Source organism: Streptomyces sp. NPDC048111, from assembly GCF_043202815.1.
Taxonomy (GTDB): domain Bacteria; phylum Actinomycetota; class Actinomycetes; order Streptomycetales; family Streptomycetaceae; genus Streptomyces.
Map to the genome: position 1 here is coordinate 665,027 of NZ_JBIDBD010000001.1, position 23,738 is coordinate 688,764.

The following is a 23,738-nucleotide window of genomic DNA, read 5'->3' on the forward strand; positions in this document are numbered from 1 at the left end:
CCGCGCCCGGTGGGGGGGGCCCCCGCGGGGGGGGGCCGCCCCCGCCCCCCCCGGCCGCCGCCGGGGGGGGGGGGGCGCGGCGGGCGGGCCCCCCCCCCCCACCCCCGGGAGGGGGGTGCCGGGCCGTGCGGCGATGCGCCGGTGTGTCGTTCAGGCCTGCTGGAAGAGCTCTGCGGGCAGCGGCTTCAGGAGCGCGTACAGGTCGTCGGTGATCGGCCGGTCCCAGCTGGCGATGGTGACGAGCACGTTGTCGCTGCGGTCGAACTGCACGCAGGAGATGCGGCTTTCGGACAGCTTGAGGCGGCGCACGATGAGGAGGTTGTCGCCCTGCATCACCGGCATGTCCTCGGTGCCGACGACCTCGATGGGCTCGTCGTTCTCCAGCGCGACCAGGAGCTGGGCCACCTCGAAGGGGACCTGGCCCTCGGCCATCTCGCGGGCCGGGGAGCCCTCCGGCAGATTGCCGATGATCATCGCGGGGCCCCGGCCGCCGAACAGGTCGTAGCGCAGGAAGACACCCTGGCAGCTGCCGTCGGGGGCGGGCAGCAGGCCGGCGCCCAGGTTGCCGGGCCAGTCTCCCGGGTCCATGGCCAGGACGTCGAAGTCCGGGCCCGCGGGAGTGGCGGCGCTGCGGCGGCGGAGGAAGGACATGCCCTCAATGGTACGTGCCCGCGGCGCCCTGCCGGAGCCGGGCCCGGGGCCCTGGGCGGGTCGGCGCCCGGGCCCGCCCGGGACCCCGGGCCCGCCTCCTCCCGCGGCCGGGGTGGGGCCGGCACGGCGCGGCCCCGGCTCCCGCGCCGCTCGGATGGCTCGGGTGCCGGGGCCGTGGTCCGGTCGGGGTCAGGGACTCGGCACGCCTCGGGTGCCGGAGCCGCGGGACTGGTGGGGCAGCAGGCCCGCGAGGCCGTCGCGGTTGGTGCCGAGCTTGCGGAAGGCGCCGGAGAGCAGGAGCTCGACGGTGCGCTCCTTGGTGCCGAGCTCGTCCGCGATGCGCCGGTTCTCCCAGCCCTGAGCGGCCCGCTCGGCCACCGCCTTCTCCTGCGCGGTGAGCGAGTCCGAGTCGATGGCGCGCAACTGGAGCGGGCGCAGGCCCGAGGCGGCGAGTTCCTCACGGGCCCGGGCCGCCAGCGCGTCGGCGCCGCAGAGCGCGGCGCTCTCCAGACCGCGCATGAGGAGGTCGGCCGCGTCCTGCGGCAGTCCCGCCCTGCTGAGCATCGCGCCGTGGTCGACCAGGGCCTGGGCCAGTTCGTAGGCGGCCGGCGACTTCTCCAGCTGGCGGACGGCCTCGGCCATCAGGGCCAGGCTGTCGGCACCCGAGGCCACCTTGGCGGCCGCGTGCAGGGCCCGGCCGATGGCGCCCGGGGTGCCGAAGCGCCGGGCGATCTCGATGCCCTCCTGAGCGATCTCGGCGGCTCCGCCGGGATCGGTGTGGGCGATCGTCTGGGCGAGCAGCGGTCGCCACGGGCACCACATGGGGTTGCGCATGCCGCGCGGTTCGAGCCTGCGGCCGACGGCCCGCAGCCGCTCCTCGGCGTCGGTGCGCAGGCCCCGGGCGATCAACAGCTCGCTGTAGACGGTCTCGGAGTCGGGATAGACCACGGCGTCGGGGACGACCTGGCCGTAGTTGTACGTGTCCGAGAGCTCCTGCGCCTCCTGCACGCGGCCGCGGGCGAGCAGGATCTCGATGAGGATGCCGAGCGCGAACCACTGCGCCGGGATCTGCTGTCCGACGCGGTCGGCGATCCGCAGTCCGCTGTGCACCAGGTCCTCGGCCTCGGCGAGCCGGCCGCGGTGGAACTTGATGTAGCCGAGCAGCGTCAGGCCGAAGGACAGGTGGGCGCCGCGCCAGCCCTTGCGTTCACAGTCGGCGATGCCCTGGCTGAACAGGTCGTCGGCGCGGCCGGGCTGGTCGCAGTACATGAAGGTGAGCGCGACCAGGATCGGGACCTCGAAGCCCCAGTTGTCGTCGGTCCAGGGCAGCCCGCCCTCCAGGGCCTGCTCGGCGTAGCGCAGGGCGGTCTCGGCGGGCTCGCCGCGCACCATCGCGTCCCAGGCGCGCAGGCCGAGGATGTAGCGCTCGGCCTTGCCGCGCCCGTTGAGGTGCTCGGCGAGCTTGGCGAGGCTGCGCGAGCGGGTCGGCGAGTCCTCCTCGTCGGCGCGGAAGGCGTTCCACTGGAACGTCTCGGCCTGCATCCGCAGCCGGGTGCGGGCGCTGGTGGAGTGCTTGGCCTCGGCGGCCACGACGGCGGCGGCCTCGCCCATGCGGTCGGTGTGGGCCAGCGCCTGGGCGAGCCGGTAGGTGACGGATTCGCGGAGCTCCGGGGCGAGTTCGGGCTCTTCGAGTGCCGCCTTGAGGTGGTTGACGGTGGTGGCGGGCTCGTTCAGGAGCGCCGAGCAGCCCAGCTCGTAGAGGACCTCGGCGCGCTCTTCCAGGGCGGGCGGCTCGCGCAGGGCGCGGGCCAGACAGCGCCGGGCCGCGTCGGGGGCACCGGCCCGCAGGTAGTCGCGGGCGGCGGCGCGCAGCTGGCACACCGCCCACCGGTCGCTCTCGGGGTGCATCTCCATGATGTGGCGGGCCGCGGACGTCGCGCCGAGTCCGGCCTCGCTGACGGCGAAGGCGGCCTGGCCGTGCATCGCGACGCGCATGGCGGCCGGGATGGCCCGGTAGACGGCGGTGCCGACGAGCGGGTGGAAGAAGTCGAGCCGGGACGGGGCGTCGCCGGGCGCGGCCAGGATGCGCGCGTCGCGCAGCCGCTCGACGGCGTCGGCCATCTCCTCGGCGCCGAGGCCGGCGACGCCGGCCGCCATGTCGCGGTCGGCGTCGGTGCCGAGCACGGCGACGGCCCAGGTGAGCCGGACGGCGGACGGGCCGAGCCGCTCGAGTCGGTCGATGAGCCCGCTGCCGCGCACGGCGGAGGCCAGTTCGCGCAGCTCGGTGGCGTTCACGTACTGCGGTTTGATGCCGCGGTCGCGGATGCGCGCGACGAGTTCGACGGCCTCGTAGGGGTTGCCCGCGGTCAGGGCCCAGCACTCGCGCGCGAACAGTTCGTCGCCGCCCTCGCCGAGCATGTCGCGCACCAGATCGCTCACCGCGCCCGGAGTGAACGGCGACAGGTCGAGCGGGCGCGAACCGTGCCGGGTGGCGAGCCGGCGGAACTCGGCCGCGTGGCGCGGCAGTTCCTCGGGCCGGTAGGCCACGACGATCAGCAGCGGCAGGTCGGAGGCGCGCAGCGCGAACGAGGTGAGCCAGGCCAGGGTCTCCTCGTCCGCCCAGTGCGCGTCGTCCACCACGAGCACGACGGGTGCGTACTGGACGGCGAAGCGGGTGACGAGCCAGTCGAGGCCGTCACGCACGCCCTGCGGGTCGGGCGCGACCTCGTCCCGGGAGGCGACCAGGCCGACGGCCGGTGCGACGATGTCGTACCAACTCCCCAGTATCTTGCGGTGTTCGTCCTCACTGCTCGAGGCGAGGACGGGCTGCACGAGCTGGCGCACGACGTGGAACGCGACGCCCTCCTCCTGCTCACTGCCGCGCGCGGCCAGCAGGGTGCAGCCACGGGCGGCGGCTTTGCGCCGGACCTCGGCCACCAGTGTGGTCTTGCCCAGACCTGCCGATCCGGCGATGGCGAGCAGCCCGCCGTTGGGTGCGCTCCCCTCACCGGCGCGGCCGCACAGGTCGTCCAACATGCTGTCGAACAGTGTCAGTTCGTCATCGCGCTCAAAGAGCATCCGGCGCGGAACCCCGCCCCGGCCCTTCGTCTCCGCCACAGCGGTCCCCTTCTGGCAGTAGCACCGAGCCTACGCCCCGGACACGTACCGTGACATGAATAACCTACTTCCGTCTCCTGCTTGACTCTTTAAGTTGGCTGAATCCATGGACGGTTGGCAGCGGATTGTCCGTAAGGGGCGCCAACAGGGGCCGCGTACGCCCCCCATGCGCTGTCGGACTCCGGCGCCATACGACTGGCCCCTGGACGCCGCGACCTTGATGATTGAACGACGTACGGAGCACTAAGGAGGCGGTGCCGCATGGGCAGCACTGGCAGGGTCCGGTCGGCCCGGACGCGGACCGGGCTCGTCGACATTCCCTTCCCGGCCCGCCGGCACCCCCGGCACGCGCTGGCCCGGCGCCACACCCTGGACTGGCTGCACGAGTTCGGGATGCTGGCCGGGGAGCAGGCGACGGCCGAATACGACGCGATGGGCCTGGAACGGCTGATGGCGTACTTCTATCCGGACGCCTCGGACGCGCACCTCGCCCTGGCGACGGACCTCAACGCCTGGTTCTTCGTCTTCGACGACCAGTTCGACGGGCCGCTCGGCAAGCGGCCCGACGTGGTGCTGCGGCAGATCGACACGGTGCTGCGCACCATGGGCGACGCGCCACCGGTGCCGGGTGAGGCCACGAACCGGCTGGCCGAAAGTTTTCGCGATCTGTGGCAACGGGTGACCTCGGGCACCCCGTTACTGTGGCAGGACCGCTTCCGGGCGCACTGGCGCGAGTACCTGACGGCCTATCACTGGGAGGCGCTGAACCGGACCCGCAACGGCACCCTGTCGCTGCCCGGGTTCCTGCGCGGCCGTCGGGACTCCATAGGCGTACAGCCCTGCCTGGATCTGGTGGAGCGCTGCGGCGGTTACACGCTGCCGCGGGAGCTGCACGAGGGGGTGCCGCTGGCCGAGATGCGGGAGATCACCGCGGACGTCATCATCTTCGTCAACGACATGGTGTCGGTGGACAAGGAGTTGGCGGCGGGCGACGTCAACAACAGCGTCATCATCCTGATGCGCCAGGAGATGTGCACGGTCGAGTCGGCGCTGCGGCGGGTGGCCGCCATGGCCAACTCCAGGATCGCCCGCTTCCAGCACCTGACCGTGGAACTCGCCGCCCAGCTCGACGAGACCGGCCTGCCCGAGCAGGTGCGCGCCCAGGTGGCCGACTACGTGGACGGGATGCGCGCGCTGATGAGCGGCAACCTGGCCTGGTCCCTGGAGACCGCGCGGTACGGGGAGGCGGGCATCGCCGCCGTCAGCGAGGGACGGCAGCGGCCCTGGGCCCAGCTCTTCCCGGAGCAGGCCACCGGGGAGCGCGAGGGCGCGTAGAACGCTGTCGTGCGTGCGGCCCGCCGCCCTCGGGACGGCGGGCCGCATGCACGGGCCGCTAGGTGAGGTCGAACTCCCCGTCGCGGGCGTTGATCATGAAGGCCCGCCATTCGGCCGGGCTGAAGATCAGCGACGGGCTGCCCGGGCTGCCGCTGTTGCGCATGGCGATGAAGCCTTCGACGAAGGCGATCTGGACGTCCCCCGCCCCCCGGCTGCTCGACTGCCAGTCGGCCCCGCTGAGATCGAGTTCCGGCTTGTCCCAGCCGGAACGGGTGTGCCCCGCAAGGGCCTGCGAAGTGTGCTGGGTGGTGGTGTCGGCCACGTCCGTGCTCCTCCCCGGTTCTGTCGTCCGGGGCCACACTAGCGATCGCCGGGTGGGACGGACAGGCCGCCGGAGCGGGCCCGTCCCCGTCCACCGGATTGCGGGCCCGTCCGCCGTCCACCGGACTCAGCGCGCGGGCGGCTCGGAGCCGACGAGCCACATCGCGAAGAACTGGGAGCCGCCGCCGTAGGCGTGCCCGAGCGCCCTGCGGGCGCCCTCCACCTGGTGCTCCCCCGCGAGGCCCCGGACCTGGAGCGCGGCCTCGGCGAACCGGATCATGCCGGAGGCGCCGATCGGGTTGGTGGACAGGACGCCGCCCGAGGGGTTCACCGGGAGATCGCCGTCTAGTTCCGTGACACCGGCCTCGGTCAGCTTCCAGCCCTCGCCCTCGGCGGCGAAGCCGAGGTTCTCCAGCCACATCGGCTCGTACCAGGAGAACGGGACGTACATCTCGACGGCGTCGATCTCGCGGCGCGGGTCGGCGATGCCGGCCTGCCGGTAGACGTCGGCCGCGCAGTCCTTGCCCGCCTGGGGCGAGACGAAGTCCTTGCCCGCGAACAGGGTCGGCTCGCTGCGCATCGCTCCGCCGTGCACCCAGGCCGCGGGGCGGGGCGAACGGGCCGCGCCCGCCCGGTCGGTGAGGATCATCGCGCACGCCCCGTCGGAGGACGGGCAGGTCTCCGAGTAGCGGATCGGGTCCCACAGCATCGGTGAGGCCTGGACCTTCTCCAGGGTGATGTCGTGCTCGTGGAGGTGTGCGTACGGGTTCTTCAGGGCGTTGCGCCGGTCCTTGTACGCGACGAGGGAGCCCACCGTGTCGGGGGCGCCGGTGCGCCGCATGTAGGCCCGGACGTGCGGCGCGAAGAAGCCTCCCGCGCCCGCCAGCAACGGCTGGGTGAACGGCACCGGCAGCGAGAGTCCCCACATGGCGTTGGACTCGGACTGCTTCTCGAAGGCGAGGGTGAGCACCGTGCCGTGCACCCGTGCGGCGACGAGGTTGGTGGCGACGAGCGCGGTCGATCCGCCGACGGAGCCCGCGGTGTGGACCCGCAGCATGGGTTTGCCCACCGCGCCGAGGGCGTCGGCCAGGTACAGCTCGGGCATCATGACGCCCTCGAAGAAGTCGGGCGCCTTGCCGATGACCACGGCGTCGATGTCCGGCCACGTCAACTCGGCGTCCTCCAGGGCCCGTTGGGCGGCCTCGCGGACGAGACCCGCGAGGGACACGTCGTGCCGGGCCGCCACGTGCCGGGTCTGGCCCACGCCGACGACGGCCACGGGTTCCTTGCTCATGACTCCCCCTCCAGGACGGCGACGAGGTTCTGCTGCAGACAGGGCCCGGACGTGGCGTGCGCGAGCGCCCGGTCGGACTCGCCCCGGTGGATGCGGGCCGCGGCCTCGCCGAGCCGGATCAGACCCGCGGCCATGATCGGGTTCGCGGCGAGGGCGCCCCCGGAGGGGTTGACGGTGACCTCGGGCCCGAGCCGCAGCGCCTTGCGCAGGACGACCTCCTGAGAGCTGAACGGCGCGTGCAACTCGGCGGTGTCCACCGGCCGTTCGAAGGCCCCGGCCCGTTCGGCGGCGAGGCGGGCGGACGGCGAGTCGGTGAGGTCGCGCACCCCGAGGCTGTGCGCCTCGATGCGGTGGTCCATGCCACGGATCCAGGCGGGCCGCGCGCACAGCTCGCGCGCCCGGTCCCCGGCGGCCAGGATCACGGCCGCCGCGCCGTCGCCCACGGGCGGACAGTCGCCGGTGCGCAGCGGCTGGACCACGTACTCGCCCTGCGGGCGTGAACCGCGCACCTGGGCATGGGAGTTGTGGGTGGCCGCGTCCCTGCTGCGGGCCGCGACCGCGGCGAGCGCGGGTTCGTCGGCGTCCCCGGCGTCGATGAGGGCCCGGGCCTGGAGGGCGGCGAGCGCGACCGAGTCGGGCCACAGCGGCGCCACGTAGTACGGGTCGAGCTGGCGGGTCAGCACGTCACGCACCTGTCCCGGCGACGATTTGCCGTATCCGTAGACGAGGGCGGTGTCGGCCTCGCCGGTGAGGATCTTCACCCAGGCCTCGTAGAGGGCCCACGCGCCGTCCATCTCCACGTGGGACTCGGAGATCGGCGGCCAGGCACCGACGCCGTCGAGCGCCATGGTGAAGGAGAAGGCGCGCCCGGCCAGGTAGTCGCTGGAGCCGGAGCAGGTGAAGCCGATGTCGCTGGTCCTGAGCCCGGTGGCGTCGAGGACCTGGTGCAGGACCGGCATGAGCAGTTCGACCTCGGACAGCTCGTCGGTGCGGCGCCGGTGGTCGCTCTGCGCGAACGCGACGATCGCCACGTCCCGCCGCGGAGGGGTGGGCGCCATCAGATCAGCTCCTTGTAGGTCTCGTAGTCGGCGTCGGGTTCGCCGGTGGGCCGGTAGTGGTCGGGATACCGGCCGCCCTCGCTCCACACGGGCTCGACCCGCAGCCCCATCCGCACCTGGTCGTACGGGATGCCGCCGATCCGGCCGTGCAGGGCGAGGCCCGCGCCGTCGAGCGCGATGTGCGCGTAGACGTACGGCACTTCGATGTCGAGGTTCCTGGCCTTGATGTTGACGATGCAGTACGTGGTGACCGTTCCGGCCGGCCCGACCTCGACCCGCTCCTCGGTGGCGACCCCACAAGTGGGGCAGGCCCCGCGCGGCGGCACGTACACCTTCCGGCAGGAGGGGCAGCGCTCGCCGACGGTCCTGCGCTCGGAGAGCGCGTTGATGTAGGCGGACTGGGCACGCCCCGGGCTGTAGACGTAGTCGAGCCGTGCGGGCGCGACGATCCCGGTGACGGCGTCCTCGAACTCCCCGCTGTGCGCGCCGGGTTGACGCTTCCCAGCGCCCTCCTCCTCGCCCGCCTCGAAGCAGGCGATGTCGGTGATGGCGCCGGTGCGCTGCGCGGCCCAGCGGACCCGGACGCGCATGCCGGTGTGCACGGCGTCCGGCCCGGGAGCGTCCAGGGCGTGCAGGAGCGAGGTGTCGGCCCCGTCCAGCTCGACGAGGACCCAGGCGAAGGGCCGGTCGAGGGGCTGACCCCGGCGCGGCTCGGGGTTCCAGGCCCAGGTGGTGACGGTGCCGGCGGGGGCGACCTCGACGAGCTCGCCGAGCTCCTCGGCGGTGACCGGGTCGTACTCGACGGGTGGCACGAGCACCCGTCCGTCGCCGGTGCGCACCCCGAGCACGGTGCGCTCGCGCAGCCCGGTGAGGAAGGCGCTCTGCACCGGCCCGAGGGACCGGGTGAAGGGGAACTCGACGACGAGCGGGGCACGCAGCACATCGGCTGAGGCGGAGCCTGTCATGGTCAACTCCTTTGCGTTCCAAGTGATCCGGGGCCACCCACACGGGGCCACCTGCAGCCCGTCCGGCGTTCAGGACCGGCGCCGTCAAGGCACGAACGGGGTCCGGGGCGGAACCCCGGCGCCACCCACCGGCCGGCACCCGGACGAACCCCCCGGCGGGGCGAACCTCAAGCCCGCCGATAGACGGGCACCCGCTTCTCCGCGAAGGCCAGCGCCCCCTCCTTCGCATCGGCCGTGGCGAACACCGGCCACCCCCGTTCCAGCTCCGCCGCGAGCCCGTCCGTCTCGCTCATGGACGCCGTGTCGTACACGCACGCCTTGACCGCCTCCACCGCCAGCGGCCCGCACGCGTTGATCTGCTCGGCGGTCTCCAGGGCCGCGTCCAGAGCCGTGCCGTCGGGCACGACCCGGCCGATCAGCCCGATCCGGGCCGCCTCCTGGGCGCTGTAGGGCCGCCCGGTGAGCAGCATCTCCAGCGCGTGGGTGCGCGGGATCTGCCGCTGGAGGCGCACGGTGGACCCGCCGATGGGGAAGAGTCCGCGCCTGACCTCGAAGAGTCCGAACGTGGCCCCGGCTCCGGCGACCCGGATGTCCGTGCCCTGGAGGATCTCGGTGCCGCCGGCCACGCAGTACCCCTCGACCGCCGCGATCACGGGTTTGCGCGGGCGGTGGTGGCGGAGCATCGCCTTCCAGTGCAGATCGGGGTCGGCCTTGAGCCGGTCCCGGTACTGGTCGCCCGCCATGCCCCGGCCCGCGAGGGCCTTGAGGTCCATGCCCGCACAGAAGTCGCCGCCCGCTCCGGTGAGCACGACCGAGCGGACGGAGTCGTCGGCGTCGGCCTCCAGCCAGCCGTCGTAGAGCCCCACCAGCAGCGGAAGCGAGAGCGCGTTCTTCGCCTCCGGCCGGTTCAGGGTGAGCACCAGCGTGGCGCCCTCGCGCCGCACGCTGAGGTGTTCCGTACCACCCATTGCCGTCCTCCCGTCTCAAGACCTAGAACAGGTTGCAGTAGGGGCGGTGCCAGTTCAATAGTTTTCTGACAGGCAGTCAGATTTCTTCGGCGGCAGCCCTTCCCAGTTGTGCGCGGCTTTGCTCTGATGGCCCCCGAGTCAGTCGGGGCCGGTGTCAGGAGGAATGGTGGAGTACAACCTTGCCGACCTGTTCGAGTCCGTCGTCGACGTGGTCCCGGACCGCGAAGCTCTCGTGTACATCGACCACCCCGGAACCGGCGCCGAACGCAGGCTGACCTACCGTCAGCTGGACGAGGCCGCCAACCGGCTCGCCCACCATCTGCTGGACGCGGGGCTCAAGCCCGGCGAGCATCTGGGGCTGCACCTCTACAACGGCGTCGAGTACCTCCAGACGGTGCTCGCCGCCCTCAAGGCGCGGCTCGTGCCGGTCAATGTCAACTACCGGTACGTGGAAGAGGAGTTGGTCTACCTCTACCGGGACGCCGACCTCGCGGCGCTGGTCTTCGACGCCGAGTTCACCGAGCGGGTGGCGGGCGCGCTGCCGCAGACGGAGAACGTGCGGCACCTGATCCGGGTCGGTCCCCGTGCCCAGGACGCGCCGGCCCTGGACGCGGTCGCGTTCACCGACGCCGAGGCGGCGGGCTCGCCCGCCCGGGGCTTCGCGGCGCGCTCGGCCGACGACCTGTTCATCATCTACACGGGCGGCACCACGGGCATGCCCAAGGGGGTGATGTGGCGTCAGGAGGACCTGTTCTTCGCGGGGCTGTTCGGCGGCGAACCGGCCGGCGAGCCGGTGGGACGGCCGGAGGAACTGGCCGAGCGGGTGGCCAGGAGCGGAGAGGGCCTGACGTTCTTCCCGGCCCCTCCCCTGATGCACGGCACCTCGACGCTCACGTCGTTCGTCGCCTTCAACTACGGCCAGCGCGTGGCCATCCACCGCAAGTACGTGCCCGAGGAGGTGCTGCGCACCATCGAGAAGGAGAAGGTCACCAGCGTCTCGCTGGTGGGCGACGCCATGCTGCGGCCCCTCGTCGACGCGCTGCACGGCCCGCTCCGGGGCACCGACCTGTCCTCGCTGTTCAGCGTGTCCTCGTCCGGCGCGATCATGTCGCAGACGGTGCGCGAACAGCTCCAGGAGCTGGTCCCGAACGCGGTGATCCTCAACAACTTCGGCTCGTCCGAGTCCGGCTCCAACGGCCGGGCCACGGACGACTCGGGTCCGGAGAAGGGCTTCCGGCTGGAGGTCAACGAACGCACGATGGTGGTGGATCCGGCGACCTACGAGCCGGTCCCGGTCGGCGAGGTGGGGCGCCTCGCCCAGCGCGGGCACGTACCGCTCGGCTACTACAACGACCCCGTGAAAACCGCCGAGACCTTCTTCCAGAAGGGCTCCGAGCGGTGGGTGCTGCTCGGCGACATGGCGACGGTGGACGAGGGTGGCATCGTCACCGTCCTCGGCCGCGGCTCGCAGTGCATCAACACCGGCGGCGAGAAGGTGTATCCGGAGGAGGTCGAGCAGGCCCTCAAGGCGCACCCGGACGTCTACGACGCGCTGGTGGCGGGGGTGCCGGACGCCCGGTGGGGCAGCCATGTGGCGGCGGTGGTCCAGGTCCGCGCCGGCGCGGCCCGGCCCACCCTCGACGACATCCAGACGCACTGCCGCACACGGCTCGCGGGCTACAAGGTGCCCCGCCAACTGGTGATCGCCCCCAGCATCCAGCGCTCCCCCAGCGGCAAGGCGGACTACCGCTGGGCGCGCTCGGTGGCCGCCGAGGCGGACGCGGGCTGAGGGGCGGCGCCCACCGCGCGGGCGCCGGCGCATCTCCGTCGGCGGCGCTCACCGGGTGGCCGCTGGGGCATCCCCGTCGGCGCCGCCCACCGCGAGCGCGGCGCCGCCCGCCCCGCGCCGCGCACACCGCTCACCCGACGCCGAACGCGGCCAGCGCGTCGAGGAAGGCGTCGGGGCGTTCGGTGTGCACGAGGTGGCCCGCGTCGATGGTGACCAGCCGGGCGCCCGGTATCCGCGAGGCCATCCAGGCCAGCTGCTTCTGGTCGATCTGGCTCTTCGGGCCGCCCGCGACGACGAGGGTGGGCACGGTGATGTCGGCGAACCGGCGCCGCCATGCCGGGTCCGGGTCGTTCAGCTGGGTGTTGGTGGCCGTGATCACGGCCCAGTCGAGGGCCAGGCGCCCCTCGGGGGGCTCGACGGGACCGCGCGGCGGGTCGAGGGGGAAGAAGGGCGGGGTCTCCTCCAGGACGAGACGGCCGATCAGGCCGGGCTCGTCCTCGGCGAGGAGCGCGGCCGCCGCCCCGCCCATCGAGTGGCCCACCAACTCCGCGCCGCGCAGGCCGAGTTGCGTCATGAATCCGCGGAGGTCGTCGCGGAAGGCCTCGAAGGAGTAGGTGCCCGGCCAGTCACTCAGACCGTGCCCGCGCAGATCGAGGGCGTAGACCCGGCGGGTGGCCGCGAGCCGCTCGGCGATCACGTCCCAGTCCCGGCTGTCGCCGCCGCGCCCGTGCACCAGGACCACGGGCGGCGCCGCCTCCGGGCCCCGCACGCGGTAGGCCAGGCGCACCCCGTCCACGACGACCGAGCGCACGTCCGGGTCCAGGAAGGCGGCCACGGTCCGCACGAAGGCGCCGGGGTCGTCGACCCAGGGGAAGTGACCCGCGCCGCGCTGGACGGCGACCTCGGCGCAGGGGAACAGCGCGGCCAGTTCCGCCGCGTGGGCGGGCGTGGGCCCGCTGTCGTACGCACCGGCCACGACGAGCACGGGCGCGGTCAGCCCGCGCAGCGCGGCCACCGTGGAGGCAGGGTCGAAGGCGCCGTCGGCGTAGTGGGCTCGGGCCGCCTCGGGGGTGGCGGCGGCCTCGGTGAGGGCGGCGTGACGTCGCGCCGCCTCGTCCCAACGCCCGTAGGCGAACGGCGTGATGGCCTCCCCCACTTCCCGCCGTGTCGCCTCCCCCTTCCACAGCCGCTCGAAGGCGGCGCGGCCCCGCTCGTACCAGGGCTCGCCCGCACGCAGCGCGACGGCCGACCGCCAGTCGTCTTCCGTCACCTCGATGCCCACCGCGCGCATGCCTGCGGCGACCAGGGTGAGGGAGCGGACGCGGTGGGGATGGCGGGCGGCGTAGAGGAGGGCGAGGTTGCCTGCGGCGGAGTGGGCGAGCAGATCGAGGCGGTCGAGGCCGAGGTGGACGCGCAGCGCCTCCACGTCGGCCACCTGGCGCTCGCAGCGGTAGGACGCCGGATCGTTCGGCATCTGCGAGCCACCCGTGCCGCGCGGGTCGAGCAGCACCAGCTCGCGGTGGTCCGCGAGGCCGCCCAGGTCCTGGAGGTAGTCAGCAGCGTGCATCGGCCCGCCCGGCAGGCACACCAGCGGCTCCCCCTCGCCCTTCAGGTGGTAGGCGAGGCGGGTTCCGTCGGAGGTCGTGAACGTGGGCATGCGGCGATCTTCACAGCCGCCGGCGCGGCGCCGCAACGGCGTTCGCTCACGGCGCGACCGGCGCCGGGCGGGCGGCGGCGAGGGCCCGCCCGGGTTGTCCACAGGCCTTGACGCGCGCCCCCGGCTGCTGAATTACTGATCCAGTACATAACGACCGAATGATCGGTCGTCCGATTTCGTCGCACCCCACGGGGGCGGAGCGAGGACGGGAGCGCAACGATGACACCAGAGCTGGACGAGGCCGAGCGCCTGAGCCGGCCGGCGCTCGAAGCCCTTCAGCTCGACCGGCTGCGCGCCTCCCTGCGCCATGCGTACGAGCACGTGGGCTTCTACCGGGAGGCCTTCGACAAGGCGGGCGTCCGCCCCGAGGACTGCACGTCCCTCGCCGATCTGTCCCGCTTCCCCTTCACCGCCAAGTCCGATCTGCGCGACCACTACCCGTTCGGGATGTTCGCGGTCCCGGAGCGGGACATCCGCCGCATCCACGCCTCCAGCGGCACCACGGGCCGCCCGACCGTGGTCGGCTACACCGAGCGGGACCTGGACACGTGGGCGGACGTGGTGGCCCGTTCGATCCGCGCGGCCGGCGGCCGGCCCGGTCACAAGGTCCATGTGGCCTACGGATACGGCCTGTTCACCGGCGGCCTCGGCGCCCACTACGGCGCCGAGCGGCTCGGCTGCACGGTGATCCCCGCCTCCGGCGGCATGACGGCACGTCAGGTGCAGCTGATCCAGGACTTCCGCCCCGAGATCATCATGGTCACCCCGTCCTACATGCTCACGCTGCTCGACGAGTTCGAGCGGCAGGGCGTCGATGCGCGCTCCACCTCGCTCAAGGTGGGCATCTTCGGCGCCGAGCCGTGGACGCAGGAGATGCGCCGCGAGATCGAGGAGCGGTTCGCCATCGACGCGGTCGACATCTACGGCCTCTCCGAGGTGATGGGCCCGGGCGTCGCGCAGGAGTGCGTCGAGACCAAGGACGGGCTGCACATCTGGGAGGACCACTTCTACCCCGAGATCGTGGATCCGCTGACCGGCGAGGTGCTGCCGGACGGGGAGCGGGGCGAGCTGGTCTTCACCTCGCTCACCAAGGAGGCGATGCCGGTGATCCGCTACCGGACGCGGGACCTGACGCGGCTGCTGCCGGGTACGGCCCGGGTCTTCCGGCGGATGGAGAAGGTGACCGGGCGCAGCGACGACCTCGTCATCCTGCGCGGGGTGAACCTCTTCCCCACCCAGGTCGAGGAGATCGTGCTGCGCACCCCCGGTCTCGCCCCGCACTTCCAGCTGCGGCTGACCCGCCAGGGCCGTCTCGACGCCCTGACCGTGCGGGTGGAGGCCCGGGCGGACACGGCGCCGGAGCAGCGCGAGGCGGCGGCCCGCTCGATCGTCACGGCGGTCAAGGACGGGATCGGCGTCTCGGTCGCGGTGGAGGTCGTCGACCCCGAGACCATCGAGCGCTCGGTGGGCAAGTTCAAGCGCATCGTCGACCTGCGCGAGGCGCGCGACTGACGTCGCCGCGCGGAGGGGCGCCCGCTTCGCCGCACGCGGGCCCGGCGGACGCCCAACTCGGCTCACTCGCAGGGCATTTCAGGCGCGCCGGTCACGCAGTTCGCGCTTGAGGATCTTTCCGCTCGCGTTGCGCGGCAGTCCGTCCACGAAGACGACCCGCTTCGGAGCCTTGAAGGGGGCGAGTGCCTGCCGGGCGTGGTCGATGAGCTCGGCCTCGGTCACCGCGCCGCCGGGGGCCCGGACCACGAACGCCGTGACCGCCTCGATCCAGCGCGGATCGGGCAGCCCGACCACGGCCGCCTCGGCGACCGCCGGGTGGGTGTACAGCGCGTCCTCCACCTGGCGCGAGGCGATGAGCACTCCGCCGGAGTTGATGACGTCCTTGACCCGGTCCACGACGGTGAAGTAGCCGTCGCCGTCGCGTACCGCGAGGTCGCCGGAGTGGAACCAGCCGTCCCGGAAGGCCTCCTCGGTCTCCTGCGGCTTCTCCCAGTAGCCCTCGCACAACTGCGGGGAGCGGTAGACGACTTCACCGGCCGTTCCGTCGGGCACCTCCTTGCCGTTCTCGTCGACGACGCGGGCCTCCACGAACAGCACCGGGCGCCCGCACGAGTCGAGCCGCCCCTCGTGTTCGTCCGGACCGAGCACGGTGGCGAGCGGGCCGATCTCGCTCTGCCCGAAGCAGTTGTAGAAGGCGAGCCCGGGCAGGCGCTGCCGCAGCCGCTCCAGGACGGGCACCGGCATGATCGAGGCCCCGTAGTACGCCTTGCGCAGCCCGCCGAGGTCGCGGGTGGCGAAGCCGGGGTGGCCCGAAAGGGCGATCCATACGGTGGGCGGCGCGAACAGCGAGTCGGCGCGGCCCCGCTCGATGAGATCGAGGACGCGGTCCGCGTCGGGCGCGTCCAGGACGGTGTTCTCGGCGCCCACCGCGAGGTAGGGCAGCAGGAAGACGTGCATCTGTGCCGAGTGGTAGAGCGGCAGCGTGTGCAGGGGCCGGTCCGACGGGCGCAGATCCAGTGCCGCGATGGCGGAGACGTACGCGTGGACCAGGGCCCGGTGGGTCATCATCGCGCCCTTGGGCAGGGCGGTGGTGCCGGAGGTGTAGAGCAGCTGCACCACCTCCCGCTCGTCCCGCTCCCGCTCCCCCTCCCCCGCTGCCCGCTCCCGCGTGTACGGGACCGGTTCGGCGAGCGCGTCGAGCAGCGAGCCCGGGCCGTCGCGCAGGGGCAACACCGGTACGCCTGCGGGCACTTGAGCGCTGAGTGCGGGATCGGTGAGCACCAGGGCGGCGCCGGACTGGTCCAGGATGTACGCCAGGTCGTCACCGATGAGGTGCTGGTTGACCGGCACGTGGATGAGCCCGGCCCGCGCGCAACCGAGGAAGGCGATCAGATAGGCGTCGGAGTTGTGGCCGTAGGCGGCGACCCGGTCCCCCGGGCGCAGGCCGCGCGCGGTGAGGAAGGCGGCGGCGGTGGAGACGGCCGCGTCCAGTTCGGCGTAGGTCCAGGTGCGCCGGGCGTACCGCAGCGCCACGCGGTCGGGGGTGCGGCGGGCGCTGCGGCGCACGATGCCGTCGACGGTGCTGCTGCGTACCTCGTCCATGGCTGGATCCTGGGGCGGCCCGCGGGGCGTGGTCAAGGTCCGGGCGCCACGACCCGCCGTACCGGGCGGCGGGGGTCCGGCCCGGCGGCGGTGGCGCGCGTCTGTGTGCCGCCGAAGAAGCGGGCGAGTTTGTCCGGGTTGCGGATCGTGTAGACGGCCTCGACCAGGCCGTTACGGAAGGAGACGAGCGCGATCTGGCGCCGGCCGTCGGTGGTGAGCGACACGGCGGGGCCGCCGTTGACGTCGACGATCTCGAACGCCTCCACCGCGTACCGGGTGAGCAGCCCGGTGAGGAAGGCGAGCACCTTGGCGCGACCAATGACCGGGCGCCGCGCGGCCGACACCTTGCCGCCGCCGTCGCTCCACGCCACGACGTCCTCGGCGAGCAGGTCGGCGAGCGCGCCGAGGTCTCCGCCCTGCGCGGCTTCGAGGAAGCGGGCGAGCAGATCGGCGTGCTCGTCGGCGGCGAGGGGAAAGCGGTCGCGGCCCGACGCCAGATGGCGGCCGGCCCTGCTGTACAGCTGACGGCAGTTGGCCACGCTCGCGTCCACGATGGACGCGATCTCCTCGTACGGCAGCTGAAACGCCTCGCGCAGGACGAACACGGCGCGCTCCGGCGGGGTGAGGCGCTCCATGAGGTGCACGGTGGCGTAGGCGAGGGTGTCGCGCAGTTCGGCGGTGTCCAGCGGTCCGAACGCGTCGGTGGCGACGGGTTCGGGCAGCCAGGGCCCGGGGTAGGCCTCGCGCGTCACCCGGGCCGAGCGCAGCTGGTCGATGGCGAGGCGGGAGACGACGGTGATGAGGAAACCCCGGGCGTCCCTGACCTCGGCCCGGTCGACGCGGCGCCAGCGCAGATAGGCGTCCTGGACGACGTCCTCGGCGTCCCAGCGGGAGCCGAGCAACCGATAGGCGAGGCCGAGCAGGACCTGCCGGTGCGACTCGAACTCCTCGCCGTGCGCCACCACCCCATGCCCCCGCATGCCGTGCTCCGTCATCGCGTGCACCACCCTCCCCCGTACGGTGCTCGGCGCCCGCCGGTGGTGCCCGGCGGTCGCCGCGTCATTCAACCCGGCCCCGCGGGCAGGACGCCGGCGCGGGCGGTCAAATGTCCGCCGGGTCACATCGCGCGCTCGTGCCCCTCCCAGTACGGCTCGCGCAGCCGGCGCTTGTAGAGCTTGCCGTTGGGATCGCGGGGCATCGTCTCGATGAAGTCGAGGGTCCTGGGGCGCTTGTAGGCGGCGAGCCGGTCCCCGCAGTGGGCGAGGATCGCAGCCGCCAGCGCCTCACCCGGCTCCGCGCCCTCCGCCACCTCGACCACGGCCTTGACCTCCTCGCCCCAGTCGGCGTGCGGGATGCCGAAGACGGCCGCGTCGGCGACGGCGGGGTGGGTGAGGAGCGCGGCCTCGATCTCGGCCGGGTAGATGTTCACGCCGCCCGAGATGATCATGTCGATCTTGCGGTCCCGCAGGAAGAGGTAGCCGTCCTCGTCGAGGTAGCCGAGGTCGCCGACGGTGAAGAAGTCGCCGATGCGGTTCTTGCGGGTCTTGGACTCGTCCTTGTGGTAGCTGAACCCACCGGTCGACATCTTGATGTAGACCGTGCCGAGTTCTCCTGCCGCGAGGCGGTTGCCGTCGTCGTCGAACACCGCCAACTCGCTGATGGGCCAGGCCTTTCCGACCGTCCCCGGCTTCTTCAGCCAGTCCTCGGCGGTGGCGAACGCACCACCGCCCTCGCTGGCCGCGTAGTACTCCTCGACGCAGCTCCCCCACCAGTCGATCATGGCGCGCTTGACGTGGTCGGGGCAGGGTGCGGCACCGTGGATGGCGTGCCGCATGGACGACACGTCGTAGCGGGCCTTCACCTCGTCGGGCAGCGAGAGCAGCCGGTGGAACTGGGTCGGCACCATGTGCGTGTGCGTGCAGGCGCGGGCGTCGATGAGGCGCAGCATCTCCTGTGGCGTCCACTTGTCCATGAGGACGATGCGGTGCCCGATGTGCAGGGAGGCGCCGGCGAATTGGAGGACCGCCGTGTGGTAGAGCGGCGAGCACACCAGATGGACGTTGTCGTCGAAGGCCTTGATGCCGAAGATGGCCAGGAATCCGCCGAGGTAGGTCTCCTCGGGCGGCTTGCCGGGCAGCGGGCGCCGGATGCCGCGGGGGCGCCCGGTGGTGCCGGATGTGTAGTTCATGACCCAGCCGAGCGTGCGCTCCTCGGGCACCGACTCCGGCTGCCCGTCCAGGAGTTGGGCGTACGGGACGAAGCCGGGCACCTCGCCGACGGCGTAGCGGTGGGAGGCGGGCAGCTTCGCCTCGTCGGCCGCGGCCCTCGCCGCTTCGGCGAAGCGCTCGTGGGCGATGAGCACCTTGGCGCCGGAGTCGGAGACGATCCAGGCGATCTCCGGGCCGACCAGGTGGTGGTTGACGGGGACGAGGTAGAACCCGGCCTGCGACGCGGCGAGGTAGGCGGTGAAGAACTCCACGCCGTTGGGCAGCACGACCGCGAACGCGTCGCCGCGTTCGAGGCCGGCGGCCCGCAGTCCGTGCACGAGCTGGTTGACGGCGCCGTGCAGCCGGCCCGCGGTCCACTCCTCGCCGTCCGGCGCGATGAGGACGGGGCGGTCGGGGTCGGCGGTGGCCTGGGCCCAGAAGCCGTTGGGCGGCTGGTTCATCGGGCGTCCCTCCCGGCGATGCGGTTGATGCGGTCGATGGCGCGCTCGAAGCCGCGGGTCAGATCGTCGAAGGTCTCCTGGACGCTGCGCTCGGCGGTCATCCGTCCGACGATCTGCCCGACGGGCGTGCCGAGCAGCGGCTCGACCTCGTACTTCTGGATGCGCGAGACGGCCTCGGCGACGAGCAGGCCCTGGAGCGGCATGGGCAGGGTGCCGGGCCCGGCCGGGTCGTCCCAGGCGTCGGTCCACTCGGTGCGCAGCTGGCGGGCCGGTTTGCCGGTGAGTGCCCGGGAGCGGACGGTGTCGCCGGAGCCCGCCGCCAGGAGCTTGCGGGTGAGCGCGGTGGAGTGGAGCTCGGCCTCGGTGGTGGTCAGCCACAGCGAGCCGAGCCAGACGCCCTGGGCGCCGAGCGCCAGTCCGGCGGCGATCTGCTCACCGCTGCCGATCCCCCCGGCGGCGAGCACCGGCAGCGGGCCGACCGCCTCGACCACTTCGGGGACGAGCACCATGGTGGCGATCTCCCCGGTGTGGCCGCCGGCCTCGTATCCCTGGGCCACGACGATGTCGATGCCGGCCTCGGCGTGGTGGCGGGCGTGCCGGGCGCTGCCCGCGAGCGCCGCGACGAGCACGCCCTGGTCGTGGGCGCGCCGGACGACGTCGGCGGGCGGTGAACCCAGCGCGTTGGCGAGGAGTTTGATCGGGTACGCGAAGGCGACGTCGAGCTGGCCGCGGGCCACCTGTTCCATCCAGCCGGTGATCCGCCAGCCGGAGGCCTCGCCCTCGGCGAGTTCGGGCACGCCGTGCTTGGCCAGGGTCTCCCGCACGAACTGGCGGTGCCCTTCGGGGATCATGGCCTCGATCTCGGCCTCGCCGACCCCTTCGACCTTCTTGGCGGGCATGACGACGTCGAGCCCGTAGGGCAGTCCCGCGGTGTGCTCCTGCATCCAGTCGAGGTCGCGCGCGAGGTCGTCGGGGGCCGTGTAGCGGACCGCGCCGAGCACGCCGAATCCGCCGGCCCGGGTGATGGCCGCGGCCACCGCCGGAAACGGCGTGAAACCGAAGACGGCGTGCTCGACTCCCAGTTTCTTGCTCAGCTCCGTCTGCATGGGGCGCAGGATGCCGCAGCCGGGGCGACGAAGGAAGAGATTTTCTGATGCTGCGTCAGTTTCTTTGTGCCGCGCGGTGTCGTGGCGGTGGCGGCGGTGGCGGTGGCGGCGCGGCGGGTCATTGACACGGGCGGGGCCGGGGAAGAAAGTTTCCGGTGATCGCCATGATCGCGAAAGTTGGTTTCACGGTGCCGGGGCGGCCGGCCGGGAAAGGGAGTGGTCCGATGGCCGGGGACGAGCCAGGGGTGAGCAGGCGACGGCTGGCCGGTGCGGCCGTCGGGCTCGGCGGCGCGCTGGCGGCGGGCTCGTGGCCGGGTGCGGCGCGGGCCGGGGTACGGGCGGGCACGCTGCGGCGCGGCACCGCCGATGAGGCCGGGCTGCTGCCCGGGCACCTGGCGCGCCTGGTGACGGAGGCCGAGTCCTTCCTCGGCCCCTCGCCCGAGCACCCCTGGTACGCGGGGGCCGTCCTGCTGGCCGGGCGCGGTCGCACGGTGGCGCTGCACACGGCGATCGGCAGCGCGGTGCGCTACCGCGCGTACGACGAGACGAGCGACACCGCGGCGGAGCTCCCGGCCGGGCGGCGCATCCCCGCGGCCGAGGACACGGTGTACGACCTGGCCTCGGTGTCGAAGCTGTTCACCTCGCTGCTCGCCGTCCAGCAGATCGAGCGGAACGCCCTCGCCCTGGACCGGACGGTCGCCTCGTTTCTGCCGGAGTTCGCCGCGGCGGGCAAACAGCACGTCACCGTACGGCAGTTGCTCACCCACACCTCGGGATTCCCGCCCTGGATCCCGCTGTACGGGGCGCCGACGTACGAGGAGAAGTTGAAGCTCCTGTGGAACCAGCCCTTGGAACACCCGCCCGGCAGCGCCTACCTGTACTCCGATCTGAATCTGATCACGCTCCAGCTGGTCCTGGAGGAGATCACCGGCCGCACTCTCGATCGCCTGCTCCACGACGAGATCACCGCTCCGCTCGGGATGCACCGCACGCGGTACAACCCGCCCGGGTCCTGGCGGCCGGGCATCGCCGCGACCGAGGACGCCCGCAAGCCGTGGTCGGGGCTCGACAGGGGCCTGGTGTGGGGGGAGGTGCACGACGAGAACGCCTACGGGCTCGGCGGCGTCGCCGGGCACGCGGGCGTGTTCTCCTGCGCCTGGGACCTCGCGGTACTGGCCCGCACCCTTCTGAACGGCGGCGCCTACGGACGGGCCCGGATCCTGTCCCCGTCCTCCGTGGACCTGCTCTTCACCAACTTCACCCCGGACTTCCCGGGGCACGAGCACGGGCTGGGCTTCGAGCTCTACCAGCACTGGTACATGGGCGCGATGGCCACGCCCCGCAGCGCCGGGCACACGGGCTTCACCGGAACCAGCCTCGTCGTCGACCCCAGCACCGACACCTTCCTGGTGATCCTCGCCAACTCCGTTCATCCGGTGCGCACGTGGCGTACCGGCTCGGCGCCCCGGGTGGCCGCGGGCAACGCGCTCGCCCGCGCGGTCCCGGTGCGCACCGGGCACGGCGGGCCCGCCTGGTTCGGGGGCATGGCGCCCGCCACGTCCGCCACGCTCACGCTGCCCGAGGTGCGGGCCGCGGCGGGGGCCCGCCTCACCTGCTCCCTGTGGTGGGACACCGAGCCGGGCGTGGGGACGGTCGTCCTGGAGGCCTCCGCGGACGGGGGCCGGGCCTGGCGTCCCGTGCCGTTCACGACGGCGCTCCCCGGGAAGACGGCCGTGGAGCATCCCGCCGGTTCGGTGACGGGGTGGTCGGGGCGGGTGTGGCACGAGGTGGCCGCGGTGCTCGGCGCCGGGCCCCTGCGGCTGCGCTGGCGCCATCTCACCGGGCCGCACTACGTGGGGCGCGGGGTGTACGTGGACGGGCTGCGGGTCGCGGACGGGGCGAGGGCCACCCTGTTCGACGCGGCGCGCCCCGACGACACCGCCCGTATCGAGGCGGCCGGCTGGGCGCTGTCCGCCGACTGAGGCCCTTTGCCCCAGCGCCGGCTCAGCGGCCGAGTACCGCCATGGCGGCGTTGTGCCCGGGGATGCCGCTCACTCCGCCGCCGCGCACCGCCCCGGCCCCGCACAGCAGCACATTGGCGTGCTCCGTCTCGACGCCCCAGCGGCCCGTCGCGCCGTCGGCGTAGGGGAACGCCAGGGGCCGGTGGAAGATGTTGCCGCCGGGCAGCCGCAGGTCGCGTTCGAGGTCGAGCGGGGTCTTGGCCTCGATGCAGGGGCGGCCGTCGGCGTCCCGCGCGAGACAGTCGGCCAGCGGCTCGGCGAGGTGGGCGTCCAGCTGCGCGAGGGTGGCGGAGAGCAGGGTCTCGCGGGCCTTGTCGTTGTCCTCGGCGAACAGGCGGGCCGGGGTGTGCAGGCCGAACAGGGTCAGCGTCTGGTAGCCCTCGCGGGCCAGTTCGGGGCCGAGGATGGTGGGGTCGGTCAGGGAGTGGCAGTAGATCTCCGACGGCGGCGCGCCCGGCAGCTCGCCGCGGGCCGCCTCGGCATGGGCGGTCGCCAACTCGCCGTATCCCTCGGCGATGTGGAAGGTCCCGGCGAAGGCCTCGCGCGGGTCGACCGCGGTGTCGCGGAGCCGGGGAAGACGCTTGAGCAGCATGTTGACCTTCAGCTGCGCCCCCTCGGCGGGTTCGGGCAGCGGGTCGCCGGTGAGCTCGGCGAGGGCCCGTGGGGAGGCGTTCACCAGGACGTGGCGGGCGGCGACCGTGCCGCTGGTGTCGGCCGTCGCGTAGTCGACCTCGGCCTCGGTGCCGTCGGTGCGGATCGCGGTCGCCTCGTGGCCGGTGACGATCTCCGCGTCGGCCGCCCGCGCGGCGCCGGCCAGCGCGTCGGTCAGGGCGCCCATGCCGCCGACCGGCACGTCCCAGTCGCCGGTCCCCTGGCCGATCACGTGGTAGAGGAAGCAGCGGTTCTGGACGAGCGAGGGGTCGTGGGCGTCGGCGAAGGTGCCGATCAGGGCGTCGGTGAGCACGACGCCCCGGACGAGGTCGTCGGTGAAGCGGTCCTCCACGGCGACGCCGATGGGTTCCTCGAAGAGCATCCGCCACGCCGCGTCGTCGCCGATCCGTTCGCGCAGCGCGGCGGCGCTGGGCAGCGGTTCGGTGAGGGTGGGGAAGACCCGCCCCGCGACCTCCCGCATCGTGGCGTAGAAGGCCTGCCACGCGGTGAACTCGGCGTCCGATCCCGTCAGTTGACGGAACGAGGCGGCGGTGCGTTCCTCGCCGCCGCCCACCAGGAGGCCGCCGGGGCGTCCGTTCCGCAGGGTCGGCGTGTACGAGGACACGGTGCGCTTGCGGACCGCGAAGTCGAGCGCGAGATCGTCGACGATCTTCCTCGGCAGCAGCGAGACGAGGTAGGAGTAGCGCGAGAGGCGGGCGTCCACCCCGGCGAAGGGCCGGGTCGAGACGGCTGCGCCGCCCGTGCGGTCCAGCCGTTCCAGGACGAGCACGGACTTGCCCGCGCGGGCGAGATAGGCGGCGGCGACCAGGCCGTTGTGGCCGCCCCCGACGATGACGGCGTCGTAGGACTCACGGGCGAACGCGGTGCGTACGGGCATGCCCCTTGGTAACACGGGACGATCGCGCGCGGAACCCCGTCCGGGGTCGGGGCGGCCGGCGCTCCTACGGCGCAGTCCCCGGTCAAGGCGTCCGGCACTCCCCGGCGCAGTCCCGGATCAGGGGC

At 73.1% G+C, this 23,738-nt stretch carries 17 protein-coding genes; 4 read left to right on the forward strand and 13 right to left on the reverse strand.

Annotated features, from left to right (window positions below; all coding sequences use genetic code 11):
• Positions 1–150: 150 nt before the first annotated feature.
• On the reverse strand, positions 151–651 hold the full coding sequence (locus ACGF3I_RS03035) for a hypothetical protein (RefSeq protein ID WP_393128743.1): 501 nt from the start codon (positions 649–651) through the stop codon (positions 151–153).
• A 189-nt stretch (positions 652–840) separates the two neighbouring features.
• Positions 841–3,729, reverse strand: coding sequence for an ATP-binding protein (locus tag ACGF3I_RS03040; RefSeq protein ID WP_393129108.1), 2,889 nt, complete (start codon positions 3,727–3,729; stop codon positions 841–843).
• Between the two features lie 300 nt (positions 3,730–4,029).
• On the opposite strand from ACGF3I_RS03040, the gene ACGF3I_RS03045 reads away from it, so the two are divergent.
• Positions 4,030–5,103, forward strand: coding sequence for an isoafricanol synthase (locus ACGF3I_RS03045; RefSeq protein ID WP_393128744.1), 1,074 nt, complete (start codon positions 4,030–4,032; stop codon positions 5,101–5,103).
• A gap of 58 nt (positions 5,104–5,161) precedes the next feature.
• Here the strand turns inward: ACGF3I_RS03045 and ACGF3I_RS03050 are convergent, their stop codons facing one another.
• The 5 genes from ACGF3I_RS03050 to ACGF3I_RS03070 form a co-directional block, all read right to left on the reverse strand.
• Positions 5,162–5,425, reverse strand: a complete 264-nt coding sequence (locus ACGF3I_RS03050) for a DUF397 domain-containing protein (protein ID WP_393128745.1) — start codon at positions 5,423–5,425, stop codon at positions 5,162–5,164.
• A gap of 126 nt (positions 5,426–5,551) precedes the next feature.
• A complete protein-coding gene (locus ACGF3I_RS03055) occupies positions 5,552–6,718 on the reverse strand; it encodes a thiolase domain-containing protein (protein ID WP_393128746.1) in 1,167 nt (388 codons plus the stop codon).
• A complete protein-coding gene (locus tag ACGF3I_RS03060; protein ID WP_393128747.1) occupies positions 6,715–7,776 on the reverse strand; it encodes a thiolase domain-containing protein in 1,062 nt (353 codons plus the stop codon). The genes ACGF3I_RS03055 and ACGF3I_RS03060 overlap by 4 nt, the downstream gene beginning before the upstream one ends.
• Positions 7,776–8,741, reverse strand: a complete 966-nt coding sequence (locus tag ACGF3I_RS03065) for a Zn-ribbon domain-containing OB-fold protein (RefSeq protein ID WP_393128748.1) — start codon at positions 8,739–8,741, stop codon at positions 7,776–7,778. Before ACGF3I_RS03065 ends, ACGF3I_RS03060 begins: the two co-directional genes overlap by 1 nt.
• 167 nt (positions 8,742–8,908) lie before the next feature.
• Entirely contained in the window at positions 8,909–9,709 is an 801-nt protein-coding gene (locus ACGF3I_RS03070) for a crotonase/enoyl-CoA hydratase family protein (RefSeq protein WP_393128749.1), read from the reverse strand.
• 166 nt (positions 9,710–9,875) lie between these two features.
• On the opposite strand from ACGF3I_RS03070, the gene ACGF3I_RS03075 reads away from it, so the two are divergent.
• The gene (locus tag ACGF3I_RS03075; RefSeq protein ID WP_393128750.1) at positions 9,876–11,498 is read left to right on the forward strand and encodes an acyl-CoA synthetase; all 1,623 of its coding nucleotides are present in this window, start codon (positions 9,876–9,878) and stop codon (positions 11,496–11,498) included.
• Positions 11,499–11,628: 130 nt separating this feature from the next.
• Here ACGF3I_RS03075 and ACGF3I_RS03080 read toward each other — a convergent pair whose 3' ends face one another.
• Positions 11,629–13,155 (reverse strand): alpha/beta fold hydrolase, encoded by a 1,527-nt coding sequence (locus ACGF3I_RS03080; protein WP_393128751.1) that lies wholly within the window; start codon positions 13,153–13,155, stop codon positions 11,629–11,631.
• A 219-nt stretch (positions 13,156–13,374) separates the two neighbouring features.
• Here ACGF3I_RS03080 and paaK point away from each other — a divergent pair, with 219 nt between their 5' ends.
• Positions 13,375–14,667: a phenylacetate--CoA ligase PaaK gene (gene paaK, locus ACGF3I_RS03085; RefSeq protein ID WP_393128752.1), complete on the forward strand. Its 1,293-nt coding sequence runs from the start codon at positions 13,375–13,377 to the stop codon at positions 14,665–14,667.
• A 78-nt stretch (positions 14,668–14,745) separates the two neighbouring features.
• Here paaK and ACGF3I_RS03090 read toward each other — a convergent pair whose 3' ends face one another.
• The 4 genes from ACGF3I_RS03090 to ACGF3I_RS03105 all read right to left on the reverse strand — a co-directional run bounded on the left by ACGF3I_RS03090 (position 14,746) and on the right by ACGF3I_RS03105 (position 20,043).
• Positions 14,746–16,269 (reverse strand): acyl-CoA synthetase, encoded by a 1,524-nt coding sequence (locus ACGF3I_RS03090; protein ID WP_393128753.1) that lies wholly within the window; start codon positions 16,267–16,269, stop codon positions 14,746–14,748.
• A gap of 32 nt (positions 16,270–16,301) precedes the next feature.
• Positions 16,302–17,264, reverse strand: coding sequence for an RNA polymerase sigma-70 factor (locus ACGF3I_RS03095; RefSeq protein WP_393128754.1), 963 nt, complete (start codon positions 17,262–17,264; stop codon positions 16,302–16,304).
• A gap of 122 nt (positions 17,265–17,386) precedes the next feature.
• Positions 17,387–18,937, reverse strand: coding sequence for an acyl-CoA synthetase (locus ACGF3I_RS03100; RefSeq protein ID WP_393128755.1), 1,551 nt, complete (start codon positions 18,935–18,937; stop codon positions 17,387–17,389).
• Positions 18,934–20,043 carry an NAD(P)H-dependent flavin oxidoreductase gene (locus ACGF3I_RS03105; protein ID WP_393128756.1) on the reverse strand — a complete coding sequence of 370 codons (1,110 nt, stop codon included), beginning with the start codon at positions 20,041–20,043 and terminating at the stop codon, positions 18,934–18,936. Before ACGF3I_RS03105 ends, ACGF3I_RS03100 begins: the two co-directional genes overlap by 4 nt.
• 224 nt (positions 20,044–20,267) lie before the next feature.
• Here ACGF3I_RS03105 and ACGF3I_RS03110 point away from each other — a divergent pair, with 224 nt between their 5' ends.
• The gene (locus ACGF3I_RS03110) at positions 20,268–22,025 is read left to right on the forward strand and encodes a serine hydrolase domain-containing protein (RefSeq protein ID WP_393128757.1); all 1,758 of its coding nucleotides are present in this window, start codon (positions 20,268–20,270) and stop codon (positions 22,023–22,025) included.
• Between the two features lie 22 nt (positions 22,026–22,047).
• Here the strand turns inward: ACGF3I_RS03110 and ACGF3I_RS03115 are convergent, their stop codons facing one another.
• Positions 22,048–23,613, reverse strand: a complete 1,566-nt coding sequence (locus ACGF3I_RS03115) for a phytoene desaturase family protein (protein ID WP_393128758.1) — start codon at positions 23,611–23,613, stop codon at positions 22,048–22,050.
• Positions 23,614–23,738 lie beyond the last annotated feature (125 nt).